Source organism: Streptomyces xanthophaeus, assembly GCF_030440515.1.
Classification (GTDB): Bacteria; Actinomycetota; Actinomycetes; order Streptomycetales; family Streptomycetaceae; genus Streptomyces; species Streptomyces kutzneri.
The window spans coordinates 3820643-3835214 of sequence record NZ_CP076543.1 but is presented as its reverse complement, the minus strand read 5'-3'; the positions used below and the strand labels follow the sequence as shown (position 1 = coordinate 3835214).

The following is a 14572-nucleotide window of genomic DNA, read 5'->3' as shown; positions in this document are numbered from 1 at the left end:
GGTTGTACCGTCACACTCCGCAGCGTCGCCGTACTGCGACCGAGTGCCGACCGGAGAGAAGAGCCAAGTTGTCCCCGACTAGCGAGACCGCAAAGGGCGGCCGCCGACTCGTCATCGTCGAGTCCCCAGCCAAGGCGAAGACGATCAAGGGCTACCTCGGCCCCGGATACGTCGTCGAGGCGAGCGTCGGGCACATCCGCGACCTCCCGAACGGCGCGGCCGAGGTTCCCGACAAGTACACCGGTGAGGTCCGCCGCCTCGGCGTGGACGTCGAGCACGACTTCGCGCCGATCTACGTCGTCAACGCGGACAAGAAGTCCCAGGTCAGGAAGCTCAAGGAGCTGCTGGCCGAGTCCGACGAACTCTTCCTCGCCACCGATGAGGACCGCGAGGGCGAAGCCATCGCGTGGCACCTGCAGGAAGTCCTCAAGCCCAAGGTCCCCGTCCACCGGATGGTCTTCCACGAGATCACCAAGGACGCGATCCGCGACGCCGTCGCCAACCCGCGCGAGCTCAACCAGCGCATGGTCGACGCCCAGGAGACCCGCCGCATCCTCGACCGCCTCTACGGCTACGAGGTCTCGCCGGTCCTGTGGAAGAAGGTCATGCCGAAGCTGTCGGCGGGCCGCGTCCAGTCGGTCGCCACGCGCATGGTCGTCGAGCGGGAGCGCGAGCGCATCGCCTTCCGCTCCGCCGAGTACTGGGACCTGACCGGCACCTTCGCCACCGGCCGCGCCGGTGACGCCTCCGACCCCTCCACGCTGGTCGCCCGGCTGAACACGGTCGACGGCAAGCGCATCGCCCAGGGCCGTGACTTCGGCTCGAACGGGCAGCTCAAGAGCGAGGTGCTGCACCTCGACGAGACGGGCGCCCGGGCGCTCGCCGCTGCTCTGGCGGATGCCTCGTTCGCCGTCCGGTCGGTCGAGTCCAAGCCGTACCGCCGCTCCCCGTACGCCCCGTTCCGTACGACGACGCTGCAGCAGGAGGCCTCGCGCAAGCTGGGCTTCGGTGCGAAGGCGACGATGCAGGTGGCGCAGAAGCTGTACGAGAACGGCTTCATCACCTACATGCGTACCGACTCCACCACGCTGTCCGACACCGCGGTGTCGGCGGCGCGGGCGCAGGTCACCCAGCTGTACGGGGCCGACTACCTGCCGGAGAAGCCGCGCGTCTACGCCGGCAAGGTCAAGAACGCCCAGGAGGCGCACGAGGCGATCCGTCCTTCGGGTGATCGTTTCCGCACCCCGGCCGAGACGGGTCTGACCGGCGACCAGTTCCGCCTGTACGAGCTGATCTGGAAGCGGACCGTCGCCTCCCAGATGAAGGACGCGGTCGGCAACAGCGTCACCGTGAAGATCGGCGGCCGTGCCTCGGACGGACGCGACGCCGAGTTCACCGCCTCCGGCAAGACGATCACCTTCCACGGCTTCATGAAGGCCTACGTCGAGGGCGCGGACGACCCGAACGCGGAGCTCGACGACCGCGAGAAGCGCCTGCCGCAGGTCGCGGAGGGCGACGCGCTCGCCGCCGAGGAGATCACGGCGGACGGGCACTCGACCAAGCCGCCGGCCCGCTACACCGAGGCCTCGCTGGTCAAGGAGCTCGAAGAGCGCGAGATCGGCCGCCCCTCGACGTACGCGTCGATCATCGGCACGATCCTCGACCGCGGATACGTCTTCAAGAAGGGCACGGCGCTCGTGCCGTCCTTCCTGTCGTTCGCCGTGGTGAACCTGCTGGAGACGCACTTCGGGCGGCTCGTCGACTACGACTTCACCGCGAAGATGGAGGACGACCTCGACCGCATCGCGCGGGGCGAGGCCCAGTCCGTGCCGTGGCTGAAGCGCTTCTACTTCGGCTCGGAGGACGCGACCGAGGTCGTGCCGGCCGACGGGGACCACCTCGGCGGTCTGAAGGAGCTGGTCACGGACCTCGGCGCGATCGACGCCCGGGAGATCTCCTCCTTCCCGGTCGGCGAGGGCATCGTGCTGCGCGTCGGCCGCTACGGGCCGTACGTGGAGCGCGGCGAGAAGGACGCGGAGGGCCACCAGCGGGCCGACGTCCCGGACGACATGGCTCCGGACGAGCTGACGGTCGAGTACGCGGAGGAGCTGTTTGCCAAGCCGAGCGGCGAGTTCGAGCTCGGCAAGGACCCGGTCAGCGGGAACGAGATCGTCGCCAAGGACGGCCGCTATGGGCCGTACGTGACGGAGATCCTCCCCGAGGGCACCCCGAAGACGGGCAAGAACGCGGTCAAGCCGCGGACGGCCTCGCTCTTCAAGTCGATGTCCCTCGACACGGTGACCCTGGACGAGGCGCTCAAGCTGATGTCGCTGCCGCGCGTGGTCGGCGCGGACGCGGAGGGCGTGGAGATCACGGCCCAGAACGGCCGCTACGGCCCGTACCTGAAGAAGGGCACGGACTCGCGGTCGCTGGAGACCGAGGACCAGCTCTTCTCGATCACGCTGGACGAGGCGCTGGCGATCTACGCGCAGCCGAAGCAGCGGGGCCGGGCCGCGGCCAAGCCGCCGCTGAAGGAGCTGGGTACCGACCCGGTCAGCGAGAAGCCGGTCGTGGTCAAGGACGGCCGCTTCGGGCCGTACGTGACGGACGGCGAGACGAACGCGACGCTGCGGCGGGACGACGACGTCGAGACGATCACGCCGGAGCGCGGCTACGAGCTGCTCGCGGAGAAGCGGGCGAAGGGCCCGGCCAAGAAGGTGGCGAAGAAGGCCCCTGCCAAGAAGGCCCCGGCGAAGAAGGCGACGGCGACGAAGGCCGCTGCCGCGAAGAAGACGACGGCGGCCAAGAAGACGACCGCCAAGAAGACCACCGCGAAGAAGACGGTGGCCAAGAAGGCGGCCGCGGCACCGGCGGACGAGTAGTACCCATGTGGCCGGGCCGGGTGCTTCGTACCCCGGCCCGGCCCTGTTGGGTCCCGCATTGAGCCCCGCCGGCGATTGAGGCGCGGGGGCCGGGGGCGGAGCCCCCGCAACGGTGCGCCGCCGAAAGGTGGGTCCGGGGTCACATCCGGCCTTGTCCACAGGCTTCCGCACCCGCATAGCGCAGCGGATAGGCTGGGCGGATGACGCGAGCCGAGCAGCCGGCGGTCGTGACCGCCCCGGCGAACCCCACCTACGACGAAGCCCTAGCCGCGGATTCCCGCGAGCGTGCGGTGCGCGCACTGCTGCGCACTCCCAGGCTGCGCCGGCTGTGGAGCGCCCAGTTGGTGAGCGGCATCGGCGATGCCCTGGCCCTGCTGGTCCTGGTGCTGCTGGCCCTCCAGGCCGCGGCCTCCGAAGGGGCTTTCGGCGGCGGGTTCCGCGGCGCGGCCCTCGCCGTCGCCGCGGTCTTCGGGGTCCGGATCCTCGCCACCCTGGTCTTCGGCGCGGTCCTCCTCGGTCCGCTGGCCGGGCTGCTGGGCGCCGGCGGCAAGCTGGACCGCCGCTGGACCATGATCGGGGCCGACGGGGTCCGCCTCGGGCTCTTCGTCGTCGCCCCGCTGTGGCTCGACTGGATCGCGGCCCACGCACTGACCGCGCTGCTGGCCACCGTCTTCGTCTCCGGCGCCGCCGAGCGCCTGTGGACCCTGGCCAAGGAGAGCGCGGCTCCCGCCCTGCTGCCCGCGCCGCCGCCGGAGGGGGCGACCGTACGGCCGCTCCCGGACCACCTGGACGCGCTGCGCCGGCTGACCCTGCGCACGTCCTTCGCGGCGCTTCCGATCGCCGCGGCCGCGCTGCTCGCCGCGACCCTGGTCGGCAAGGCACTCGGCCTCGGCATCGACTGGTTCGCCGCGAACCAGGCCGCCCTCGGCTCCTACGTGGCCTCCGGCCTCTTCGCCGCCTCGGTCTCGCTGCTGCTGCCGCTGGTGCTGCCCGGCGGGGCGACCCCGCGTCCGCGTTCGCCCCTGGAGGGCCTGCGTACGCCCAAGGCGGGCGACCGGCCCGACAAGGGCCGTACGGGCGCCATCCCCCTTCTCGTCCTGAGCTGCGCCGCGGTCGCCGGAGCGGTGTCCTGCGCCGTGTCCGTCTCCGTACTGCACGCCTTCGACCTGGGCGGCGGCCCGGCCGCCTTCGCACTGTTCGTCCTCGCGCTGGTCGGCGGCACCGCCGCGGGCATCCGCGCCACCCAGGCCGGCAAGGTGCTGCCCGCGCTGTCCCGCCGCCGGCTGATGGCCCTCGCCATAGCGGTCACCGGGCTCGCGCTGCTCCTGACCGGTCTCGTCCCGGACATGGCGACCGTGCTGTTCCTCTCGCTGCTCGCCGGCACCGCCGCGGGCGTCGCGGCCAACACCGGCCACACCCTGCTGGACCAGGAGACCGAGGAGTTCCGGCGGGCCCGGATCACCGAGCACCTCCAGGCGGTCGTACGGGTGGCCGTGGCGCTGGGTGCCGTCGCCGCGCCCCTCCTGGCCGCGGCCATCGGCCCGCACCGGCTCACCGGTGCCGAGGTCGTCTTCGCGCACGGCGGCGCCGCCTTCACCCTGATGCTGGTCGGCGCCCTGCTGCTGCCGGTCGCCGTCCTCGTGCTCGCCAAAGCCGACGACCGCCGGGGCGTACCCCTGCGGCGGGACCTGCGCGAGGCGCTGCGCGGCGGGGAGCCCGTGCAGGCGGCGTCGGCCACCGGGTTCTTCATCGCCCTGGAGGGCGGCGACGGAGCCGGCAAGTCCACCCAGGTCCAGGCGCTGGCCGACTGGATACGGGGCAAGGGCCACGAGGTCGTGGTGACCCGGGAGCCCGGGGCGACCCCCGTCGGCAAGCGGCTCCGCTCGATCCTGCTGGACATCTCCTCGGCCGGTCTCTCGAACCGCGCCGAGGCACTGCTGTACGCCGCCGACCGGGCGGAACACGTGGACACGGTGGTGCGCCCGGCCCTGGAGCGCGGCGCGGTCGTCATCTCGGACCGCTACATCGACTCCTCGGTGGCCTACCAGGGCGCCGGCCGTGACCTCTCCCCGACGGAGATCGCCCGGATCTCGCGCTGGGCCACCGACGGGCTCGTCCCGAACCTGACCGTGCTGCTCGACGTATCGCCGGAGGCGGCGCGCGAGCGGTTCACGGAGGCACCGGACCGGCTGGAATCGGAGCCGGCGGAGTTCCACCAGCGGGTGCGGTCCGGGTTCCTGACCCTTGCCGCGTCCGACCCGGGCCGCTACCTCGTGGTCGACGCGGGCCAGGACCCGGGGTCGGTGACCACCGTCGTACGGCACCGCCTGGACCGGATGCTTCCGCTCTCGGAGGCCGAGGTGGCCGCCCAGGCCGAGGCACGGCGCCTCGCCGAGGAGGAGGCCCGGCGCAGGGCCGAGGAAGAGGCGGCCCGCAAGGCGGAGGAAGCGCGCCTGCGGGCCGAGGAGGAGGCCCGGCTGGCCCGTGAGGCCGAGGAAGCGCGGATCAGGGCCGAGGCGGAGGCCGCCCGCAGGGCGGAGGAGGAGCGGCTGCGCGCCGAGGAGGAGGCCCGGGCCCGGGCCGAGGCCGAGCGGCTGCGTCTGGAGGCCGAGGAGAAGGCACGTGCGGCGGAGGCCGAGCGGCTGCGCCGGCAGGCCGAGGAGGAGGCCCGGCTGCGGGCCGAGGCCGAGGAACGGCGGCTGGAGAAGCAGCGGCGGGCCGAGGAGGCCCTGCTGAAGGCCGAGGAGGCACGCCGGCTGGTGGCGGCCGAGGCGGCGGCGAAGGCTGCGGCTGCGGCGGCTGTGGCGGCCGCGGAGGCTGCTGCGGTCGCGCCGCCGGCTCCCGCGCCTGCTCCTGCGCCTGCGCCTGCGCCTGCCCCTGCCCCTGCCCCTGCGCCCAAGGTCGCTATGACCAAGAAGCCGGAGTCGGAGCCGAAGCCGGATCCGAAGCCGCAGCCGCACCCGGACGACGCGGTGACGGTGGAGACCCCGGTGGTCCCGGTGGCTCCGGAGGCCAAGCCGGTCAAGCGGGTCGTCCAGCCGGACGACGTCACCCAGACGGTCCCGGTGCCGAAGGTCGACCCGGCCTCCGCCGCGGAGACGTCGGTGCTGCCGCCGGTCCGCGCGACCGACGAGACGGCGGTGCTGCCGCCCGTTCGCCCGGCCGACGAGACGGCGGTGCTGCCGCCCGTACGTCCGGCCGCCCCGCAGGCGCCGCAGCCCGCGCAGGACAGCGGTGGCGGACGGGCCCGGTCCGCCACGCGGCCGACGGCCCAGCGTCCCGAGGAGAACCCGGCCGACCGGGTGCCGTCGGGCATCTTCCGGGACTCCGGCAACGACCGGACGCGGGAGCTCCCCGTCGTCGACGGCGAGGGCCGGCCGCGCCGGCCGCGCCCCGACTGGGCGGAGGAGACCCCGCTGGACGACCTGCCGACGCTGGCGGACGAACTGCTGGGCCGCCGCCACCGGGACGACGAGGACGGCGAGGACGGCGACGAGGGTCAGCGGCGACCGCGCCGCCGCTGACCTCGGCGGCGACGGGACCGGGACGGGATTGTCGGTGGCGCCCGCCACAATGGGTGCACGGAGAGTGAAAGGTGGTGGGCGGGATGCCCGTATGGGACGACCTGGTGGGACAGGAGCGGGTCCAGACGCAGCTGGCCGCCGCCGCCCGTGATGCCGACGCACTGGTCACGGCCATCACGGACGGGACCGCGCCGCCCGAGGGGTCCAAGATGACCCACGCCTGGCTGTTCACCGGTCCGCCCGGATCCGGGCGGACCACCGCCGCCCGGGCCTTCGCCGCCGCCCTGCAGTGCACCAGCCCCGACCGCGCCCTCGGCGGTGAGCCCGGCTGCGGGTTCTGCGACGGCTGCCACACCACGATGGTCGGCACGCACGCGGACGTCTCCACCGTCGTCGCGGTCGGCAGCCAGATCCTCGTCGACGACATGCGGGACACCGTCCGCAAGTCCTACACGTCCCCGGCCACGGGCCGCTGGCAGGTCATCCTGGTCGAGGACGCCGAGCGGCTGAACGAGAAGTCCGCCAACGCGGTCCTCAAGGCCGTGGAGGAGCCCGCGCCCCGCACGGTCTGGCTGCTGTGCTCGCCCTCCGTGGAGGACGTGCTGCCCACCATCCGCTCCCGCTGCCGCCACCTCAACCTCAGCACCCCCTCGGTCGCGGCCGTCGCCGACATGCTGGTGCGGCGGGACGGTATCGAGCCGTCGGCGGCCCTGGCCGCCGCCCGGGTCACCCAGGGGCACGTCGACCGCGCCCGTCGGCTGGCCACCGACGAGGGGGCCCGCGAGCGCAGGGCTGCGGTGCTGAAGCTCCCGCTCCGGGTGGACGACGTCGGTGCCTGCCTCAAGGCCGCCCAGGAGCTGGTGGACGCCGCCGCCGAGGACGCCAAGCAGGTCGCGGAGGAGGTCGACACCAAGGAGACCGAGGAGCTGAGGACCGCGCTCGGCGCCGGAACGGGCGCCGGCAGCCGGATGCCGCGCGGCACGGCGGGCGTGATGAAGGAGCTGGAGGACCGGCAGAAGCGCCGTCGCACCCGCACCCAGCGCGACACCCTCGAACTGGCGCTGACCGACCTCACCAGCTTCTACCGGGACGTCCTGGCCCTGCAGCTCGGCTCGTCCGTGGCCATCGCCAACGAGGACATACGGCCCGACCTGGAGCGGATCGCCCGCGCCTCGGGCCCCGAGCGGACCCTGCGCCGGATCGAGGCGATCATCGCCTGCCGGGACTCCTTCGACCGCAATGTCGCCCCGCTCCTCGCGGTCGAGGCGATGACGATGGCCCTGCGCGCGGGCTGACCGCGGCCGGGCCGCCGGGCGGTGGTCCCTACCCGGTTGACCGGCTCACCCGTACGGGCGAACCAGGCGCCGGAGCCGGGTAGCGGCCGGTCCGTGCCGGGCCCGGCAGGTGTCACGGAAGGCGTGCGGCCGTCCGGGCTCGGAGCGCCTGCTCACCTCCGCCGGTAGGACGTAGGCTCCGGGGATGGACACCAGTCGCCTGCTGCGTACCACCGGAACCGTGATCGCAGCCGCCGGGCTGCTGCTCTCCGGGTGCACCTCGGGCGGGCTGGGGGAACCGGGGGCCGCCGCGTTCTCCCCGGCGGAGTCCGGCACGGCGGCGGCGCAGCCGTCCCCCGACGCGGCCGCGCTGCGCCCGTACTACGAGCAGAAGCTGACCTGGCGCGACTGCGGCGTCCCCGGATTCCAGTGCTCCACCATGAAGGCCCCGCTGGACTACGCGAACCCCGGCTCCGGCCAGGACGTCGACATCGCGGTGTCGCGCCGTACGGCCACCGGTCCCGGCAAGCGCCTCGGCTCGCTGATGGTCAACCCGGGCGGCCCGGGCGGCTCCGGCATCGGCTACCTCCAGGCGTACGCCGGCATCGGCTATCCCGCAGCCGTCCGGGCCCGGTACGACATGGTGTCCTTCGACCCGCGCGGGGTGGAACGCAGCAGCCCCGTCGAGTGCCTGAACGGCCCGGCCATGGACAAGTACACACAGGTGGACCTGACGCCGGACGACCCGGCCGAGCGGGCGGAGCTGGTGGCGGCGTTCAAGGAGTTCGCGGCCGCCTGCCGGACGAATTCCGGACGGGTCCTGCCGCACGTCTCCACCGTCGACGCCGCCCGGGACATGGACCTGCTGCGCGCGCTGCTCGGGGACAAGAAGCTCAACTACGTCGGGGCCTCGTACGGCACCTTCCTGGGCGCCACGTACGCGGACCTCTTCCCGGACCGGGTCGGCCGGCTGGTCCTGGACGGGGCGATGGACCCCACCCGGCCCGCGCTCGAACTGAACCGGGACCAGACGGAGGGCTTCGACACGGCCTTCACCGCCTTCGCCAAGGACTGCGCGAAGCAGCCCGACTGCCCGCTGGGCAAGGGCGGCCCGGACGCGGTGGGGGCGCGCCTGAAGGAGTTCTTCCGCAAGATCGACGCCCAGCCCGTGTCGAGCGGCGACCCGGACCGCCCGCTGGGCGAGGCCCTCGCGACGACCGGGGTGATCGCGGCGCTGTACGACGAGAGCGCCTGGCCGCAGCTGCGCGAGGCGCTCAGCTCGGCGATCAACGGCGACGGATCCGGCCTGCTGAGCCTGGCCGACGGCTACTACGAGCGCGAGGCGGACGGCAAGTACGCCAACCTGATGTTCGCGAACGCCGCCGTCAACTGTCTCGACCAGCCCCCGGCCTTCAGCGGCCCCGAGGCCGTCGACACCGCCCTGCCGTCCTTCGAGAAGGCCTCCCCGGTCTTCGGCGCGGGCCTGGCCTGGGCCGCGCTGAACTGCACGTACTGGCCGGTGAAGGCCGCGGGCAAGGCGAGGGAACTGACGGCGAAGGGCGCCGCGCCGATCGTGGTGGTGGGCACCACCCGTGACCCGGCGACCCCGTACAAGTGGGCCCAGGCGCTGGCCGGCCAGCTCGAATCGGGCACGCTCCTCACCTACGACGGCGACGGCCACACGGCGTACGGGCGCGGCAGCGAGTGCATCGACGCCGCGATCAACCGCTACCTCCTGGAGGGCAAGGCCCCGCAGGACGGCAAGAAGTGCTGAGGCCGCCGCCCCGGTAAACGGTTTGCTCCCGGCGAGCGGCGCAGCTGGCGGGGCCGGTTCGAGCGGATCCCCGGCTGGTTCGTCGCCGGCCCCGCCGACGCAGGAGTTTCCGCTCGATGCCGGGTCCCTGTGGCGCACGGACGCCGATGACTCCTGGCTGCCCGAGCAGACCCCGGCGCACCTGCGAGACCCCCGTCCGGCTTGGTGGCGGCGTGCGCCGCGTATGCCGCGATCACCCTGATCTGTGCCCCGCGCCCCACCGCCGCGAAACCTGGTTCAGGGCACCCTCCCACACCCTGTAGACTTGGCGCCGCTGCTGATGAGCGCCCCTCTTCGAGGGAACACTTGTCTGACCAGCGGTGCCGCCTTAGCTCAGTTGGCCAGAGCAACGCACTCGTAATGCGTAGGTCTCGGGTTCGAATCCCGAAGGCGGCTCTAGAAGAACCCTAGGACTCACTCGCCGTGACCTGGGGTTTTTCTTATGCCCCGACCAAGCGGGGACGGAACGCGATGATCTTCGCGCCCTCATGTGATGCCGACGTGATGCCGTCCTGCTCGTTGACTGCCTCGACGGCCTTCTGCTTGGGCGATCGGGCTGCTCCGCGCGGGACCATGGCGGCGGTCGCCTCGGCGGCCTCGGCGACGGCCTTGGGCATGACCGACTGATAGATGTCCCGAGTGATCCGGGAGTCGGAGTGCCCGAGGGTCTCGGACACGATCTTGACGTCGACTCCGGCGGCGACGTGCCGCAGATCGTGCAGGCGGCGGCAGACCCGAGAGCTCGACGAGCCGCTCGAACTGGTCCGTCAACCAACCGGGATGAATCCACTCGCCGCTTTCCTGCGTGAACATTCGGCCTGTGTCCTGCCACGCCTCGCCCCATTCGAGGCGCTCGGCGCCTTGCCTGACTCGATGAGCTTCGAGGACCTCGACGGTGTACTCGTCGAGCGAGATGATCCGCTCGCCGCTGTCGGTCTTGGGCGCCGACTCGACGACTTCCCAGCCGTCCTGCACGAGCTGCGTCGCGACTGTGAGCTCGCCCGTGGTCGTGTTGTAGTCGGATCAGCGGACGCCGCATGCCTCGCCGCGGCGCAGACCTCGGAGCGTGAACAGGTGGAACAACGGCAGCACCATGCCCCGAGCGGCGGGCGTCGTTGAGCGATCCGGCGACGTGCACCTGCACGCTGCGGTTGTCGTCGGTGGCGTGCTCGACCTCGACGGTCCGGGAGCCACCCGGTCCGTCGAGCGCAAGCACCTTGCCCTCGAGTGGGTCGCAAAGATCGCAGTTGTGGGCGGCGTTGGAGACGATGACGAGCGAGACGCCGACGGCGCGCAGCTTGTCGCCGTGCGCCTCGGCCGCGGCCCGCCCGACGGCGGTCTGTACTGCCATCTCGGCATAGCTTGTCATCTGCCACGCGCGCCCGCCCTTGTCGACGAACGTCCGCAATCCCCGGTCGGCGAACCGTTCGAGGGTGCGCTGCGTGGCCTGCCGACAGGTGTCGATACCGAGGAGCGGGTCTCCGACACTTCGCTGATGACCTGCCGGTATCCGTCCTCGACGCCGCGGAGAATCCCGCGGTGCGTCTCGGTGACGAGCTCGACCGTCTCGGCGGCGAGGCGGTCAACGGCGCGGGTGTTGGGTGTGCTGCCGGCGATCCGGCGGGCGTCGGCATCCGAGAGGGCGCCGAGTTCGGCGAGGCCGGCGCGCGCCCCGACGTCGTACGCCTCGGTTACGGCCGAGAACACCTCAAGACGGTGGCAGTCGCGAGAGCGTCGACGACACCCTGCGCCGCTCGCCGTAGCGGCTGAATGTCGCGCAGTTTGGCGACCGCCCACCCGGGAGCGTCGAACCCCTCGGCGAGCTGCCGCGCGACGATGCCGGGCAGGCGCTGCTCGGCGTCCGCGTAAGGGGCGCGGATGCCGGTCGTGAGAACTTCGGCCATGGCGGGGTGAATCGGCATAAATCACCATCCACTCGCTGTAGCGGCTCCGTGACAGAAACCAGACGGTACCGTGACATCGAAGGGGGAAGATGTTTTCTATCTTCGATTCCTAGGTTCTCGTGGCACTTGTGATGCCACACTGGTTGGCAGGCAAGACGTGTTGTGCACACACGCTCTGTCGTCGTCTCGCGCCCAAGACGGGCCTGCCATCAGGGAGCACGGTGGAGTGAGTACCAATCAGTCAGGAAGCGCCACAACTGAGCCACGGGCTGACCTCGTTGTAAGGGTTCCGCGCCCCTCGGTTCGATGGAGCGCCATCACCGGCAGCAGCGTTGCCTTTGTCATTGCGAGTGGACACGTACAAGAGCCCATCGTGGTGTGGGCGCTGGTGCTGCTCGGTGTTACCGGCCAATGCTGTGATGCCCTGGTGGCATGGGCAGCGTTGAGGCGGGATAGCTGACGCTCGCGCTTTAAAAGGACCCCGGCTTGCATCGGTCAGGCACTGCCTGCCCGGTCTCGACGAGGATGCAGTCGACCTCGGCGTGCACGGCTGTTGCGTCCCAATCGGGGTGCAGCAGCCGCACTTTCGTCTCGGTCGAGACGGCTTGCGCCTGCTGGAGCAACGACAGAGTTTGTGCGAGCGGGGACGTGTCATCAGTGATCGAGTCGCCAAACTTCATGCGGGGTCGCTCGGGCATGATCCGCGGGGTGAAGAACTGCCGGTCGAGCAGCAGCAGAACGCCTAGCATGTCGGCGACGGGCGGCCCCAGTACCTCACTTTCTCCCCCGGGTGATCATGCTCTTTCGCTCGCGCGCCTTGACTTCGGTCGCGGTCACGGCGGAGCCCTGGTCGCCGAGCCCGAACGTCGCTGCCGAATATCCGGCGCTCATCACAGCTTGCCGGGTGATCGCGGCCGAGGTGCGCTCGTGCTCGTCGACTCTGATCGAGAACTGATCCAGGGTGATGCCGGCGCCGCCCTGCTCGGTCGGCGGGATGTTGAGCAGCTTCCAGATTTCCCGGTCGTCGTCAAAGCTCGCGCCGCGCCCGGGCCCGTGGTCACGTAGGTACCCGTCAGGCACGAGCAGCCGCGCCTGGGCGAGCCGCAGATCGCGAATCCAACTCGTCCATGTCGTATCGAGGCTGTCGTCGGTCAGGCATTGGACTTGATCGCGACCTCACCGGACAGCGCCGTAATGATCGCTTGGAGAGCAGTCGAAACGGCGCTCCGGAAGGCCACCCCCCCAACTGCCGCAGGATGCGCAGTCCCCGCGCATGTGCAACGCATCGACGACCATTCAGGCGTTGAGGCAACACGGACTGCTGGAACCTCACGACGCCGACACAGCAATGAACCTGTCTCGCCTGCGGGCGCGCGTTTCGCACGGCCAGCACACGGTTCTGCCCGAGGCGGCATTTGGCTTCGTATCAAGCTGCGCCTGGGTGCTTGCGCGTCTCGAAGCAATCGCGAACCTGCGTCCCGCCGCATAGCAGTCCGCCCCGTCGCCGGGGGGATGGTGGCAGGGCGTGAGAGTGGGGGTTGTGTCCGGGCACGCCGGAGGCGCTCCCGACTCTAGGTCACGAATGAGTAACGACGCAAGGGTTTGTGAGCGGCCGGCCTGTTCTCCGTCGATGCTGGCCCTAGCTGGACCCTGATAGGTCGCCGCACAACCGACACTGCGGGGTTCCCATCCCACGGCGGGGCAAGGTCCCTGTCGCGGCACAAAGCAGGGCTAGGTCCCCGCACGGTAGATCCGACGTGCCGAAGATTGTGGGGTAAGCAGGGCTCTACCTGCGACAACGACATATTGCGAGATACGGCGTGCGGGCTATGGCTCTCGACCTGACTACCAACGAGCATCGGTGGTCGGTTCGAGGCTGCCCCTGTTGCCTGAACCGACCGCCCTCCAGGAAGGCGAATCGGTCCGGATGGAAACAGTCGGATGGGCTACGGCGGCGGTAGCCGGACTCGGCGGATGTGTTCTCGTAGTAGGCCATGCGCTCGATCAGGTGCCCATACTCGTGGACAAGGCGCTGCGTGCGATCTCGGCTGTTCGCCGGTTGCGTGACGAATGGCAGCGCAAGTGAGGTGGCGGGGGCATACGGGCACGGCCGCCTTGACGCTGGCCCATACGCTCCCGCGCTACGCCGTGGCGGCGATGTCCACCCCGAGCGCGGCGATCAGCTCGGGGAGGTCGTCCCACTCCCACACCCGCGCCCCCTCGGCACCGTCGAGGGGGACGGGTGCTGAGCATTCCCGCGCGCCCGAGCAGGTGACGCTCGGCGGCCCGTCGGGGCGCCTTGGTCAGCATGAGCATTCTGTCCAGGGCTTCGCCCAGACCTCTGGAATCGTCCTTCAGACCGTCGATCCACCTGTCCGTGCTCCCCTGGAGAACGGCGAGGCCGGCTTCCGCGTTCCCCGTCGGAAAGGGGTGGCGGGGAATGATCGCGACCAACGCGTGGCTCCTGGGGGAGTTCGGCATGGTTCAGTTCGGCCCCCAGCGTGACGGTCAGGCCGTGAGGTTCAGTGCGAGGTGGGCGGTGGCCTCGATGAGGTGTTTGTCGGCCGGTTTGTCGAAGACGAGTACGCGGTAGTAGATCGGGCCGAGCAGGAGGTCGGCGAGGCGGGCGAGGGTCTCCTCGTCCGGGGTCCTTCCCGTGTGGCGTTCGATGATCGCGGCCAGGCCGGCCAGGTCGCGTGCGCGCTGCTTGAGCAGGAATCCCTCGCGCAGGGAGGCGGCGGCGTCCTGGTCGAGTTGGGCGTGGCCGAGGAGCGCCTGGAGTACCTGGCCCGCCGGCTCCTGGAAGAAGTCGGCGACGCGGTGCAGGTGCGCGGTGAGGTCCTCGGCGGGGGTTCCGGCCGGCTCGGCCCAGGCGAGTCCTTCGAGGGCGTCGTCCTCCAGGGCGTCGAGCAGGATCTCGACCTTCGACTTCCACCACCGGTAGATCGTCTGCTTGGCGACGCCCGCCCGGGCGGCGATGCCCTCGATCGTCGTCGCGGCGAAGCCCTGTTCCACCAGCAGGTCGTCGGCGGCGTTCAGCACCGCGACGCGAATGCTTTCACTGCGCCGCGGACCCGTGCGGCTCACGACGGGTGAGGGGGCGCGGCGGCCTTCGGTCTTCCGTGCGGCGCTGATGGTCGTTCACCTCTTGTTCCGTGCGAATGCCGCGATTCTG

10 protein-coding genes, 1 tRNA gene and 1 pseudogene are annotated in these 14572 nt (G+C 71.3%); 6 read left to right on the top strand and 6 right to left on the bottom strand.

Annotated elements, in window-relative coordinates:
* Positions 1-68: 68 nt before the first annotated feature.
* From topA to KO717_RS16675, 5 genes are all read left to right on the top strand, one after another.
* Positions 69-2882, top strand: coding sequence for a type I DNA topoisomerase (topA, locus tag KO717_RS16695; protein ID WP_301368424.1), 2814 nt, complete (start codon positions 69-71; stop codon positions 2880-2882).
* 200 nt (positions 2883-3082) lie between these two features.
* Positions 3083-6406 (top strand): dTMP kinase, encoded by a 3324-nt coding sequence (gene tmk / locus KO717_RS16690; protein ID WP_301368422.1) that lies wholly within the window; start codon positions 3083-3085, stop codon positions 6404-6406.
* Positions 6407-6489: 83 nt separating this feature from the next.
* Positions 6490-7701, top strand: a complete 1212-nt coding sequence (locus KO717_RS16685) for a DNA polymerase III subunit delta' (RefSeq protein WP_301368421.1) — start codon at positions 6490-6492, stop codon at positions 7699-7701.
* Between the two features lie 184 nt (positions 7702-7885).
* Complete coding sequence (locus KO717_RS16680) at positions 7886-9454, top strand: alpha/beta hydrolase (RefSeq protein WP_301368419.1); 1569 nt, start codon at positions 7886-7888, stop codon at positions 9452-9454.
* Positions 9455-9815: 361 nt separating this feature from the next.
* Positions 9816-9889: transfer RNA gene (locus tag KO717_RS16675), tRNA-Thr, on the top strand.
* A 44-nt stretch (positions 9890-9933) separates the two neighbouring features.
* On the opposite strand, the gene KO717_RS37485 is transcribed toward KO717_RS16675, so the two are convergent.
* On the bottom strand, positions 9934-10170 hold the full coding sequence (locus KO717_RS37485; protein WP_437184521.1) for a hypothetical protein: 237 nt from the start codon (positions 10168-10170) through the stop codon (positions 9934-9936).
* A gap of 103 nt (positions 10171-10273) precedes the next feature.
* On the opposite strand from KO717_RS37485, the gene KO717_RS37480 reads away from it, so the two are divergent.
* Entirely contained in the window at positions 10274-10612 is a 339-nt protein-coding gene (locus KO717_RS37480) for a hypothetical protein (RefSeq protein ID WP_437184520.1), read from the top strand.
* Positions 10613-10727: 115 nt separating this feature from the next.
* On the opposite strand, the pseudogene KO717_RS16665 reads toward KO717_RS37480, so the two are convergent.
* The 5 genes and pseudogenes from KO717_RS16665 to KO717_RS16645 form a co-directional block, all read right to left on the bottom strand.
* Positions 10728-10958: pseudogene (locus KO717_RS16665) on the bottom strand (phage minor capsid protein); the annotation flags it as partial.
* A complete protein-coding gene (locus KO717_RS16660) occupies positions 10859-11200 on the bottom strand; it encodes a hypothetical protein (RefSeq protein WP_301368417.1) in 342 nt (113 codons plus the stop codon). The pseudogene KO717_RS16665 and the gene KO717_RS16660, both read right to left, overlap by 100 nt.
* 667 nt (positions 11201-11867) lie before the next feature.
* Positions 11868-12146 carry a phage capsid protein gene (locus KO717_RS16655; RefSeq protein WP_301368415.1) on the bottom strand — a complete coding sequence of 93 codons (279 nt, stop codon included), beginning with the start codon at positions 12144-12146 and terminating at the stop codon, positions 11868-11870.
* Positions 12147-12171: 25 nt separating this feature from the next.
* Positions 12172-12477 (bottom strand): hypothetical protein, encoded by a 306-nt coding sequence (locus KO717_RS16650; protein ID WP_301368413.1) that lies wholly within the window; start codon positions 12475-12477, stop codon positions 12172-12174.
* A gap of 1428 nt (positions 12478-13905) precedes the next feature.
* Complete coding sequence (locus tag KO717_RS16645) at positions 13906-14439, bottom strand: TetR/AcrR family transcriptional regulator (RefSeq protein ID WP_301368411.1); 534 nt, start codon at positions 14437-14439, stop codon at positions 13906-13908.
* Between the last annotated feature and the right edge of the window lie 133 nt (positions 14440-14572).

What these genes read in the sequence shown, in the direction of transcription:
- KO717_RS16680 (WP_301368419.1), top strand. Translation starts at nt 7,886, where the DNA reads ATGGACACCAGTCGCCTGCTGCGTACCACCGGAACCGTGATCGCAGCC.
- KO717_RS37480 (WP_437184520.1), top strand. Translation starts at nt 10,274, where the DNA reads ATGAATCCACTCGCCGCTTTCCTGCGTGAACATTCGGCCTGTGTCCTG.
- tmk (WP_301368422.1), top strand. Translation starts at nt 3,083, where the DNA reads ATGACGCGAGCCGAGCAGCCGGCGGTCGTGACCGCCCCGGCGAACCCC.
- KO717_RS16685 (WP_301368421.1), top strand. Translation starts at nt 6,490, where the DNA reads ATGCCCGTATGGGACGACCTGGTGGGACAGGAGCGGGTCCAGACGCAG.
- KO717_RS16655 (WP_301368415.1), bottom strand. Translation starts at nt 12,146, where the DNA reads ATGCTAGGCGTTCTGCTGCTGCTCGACCGGCAGTTCTTCACCCCGCGG.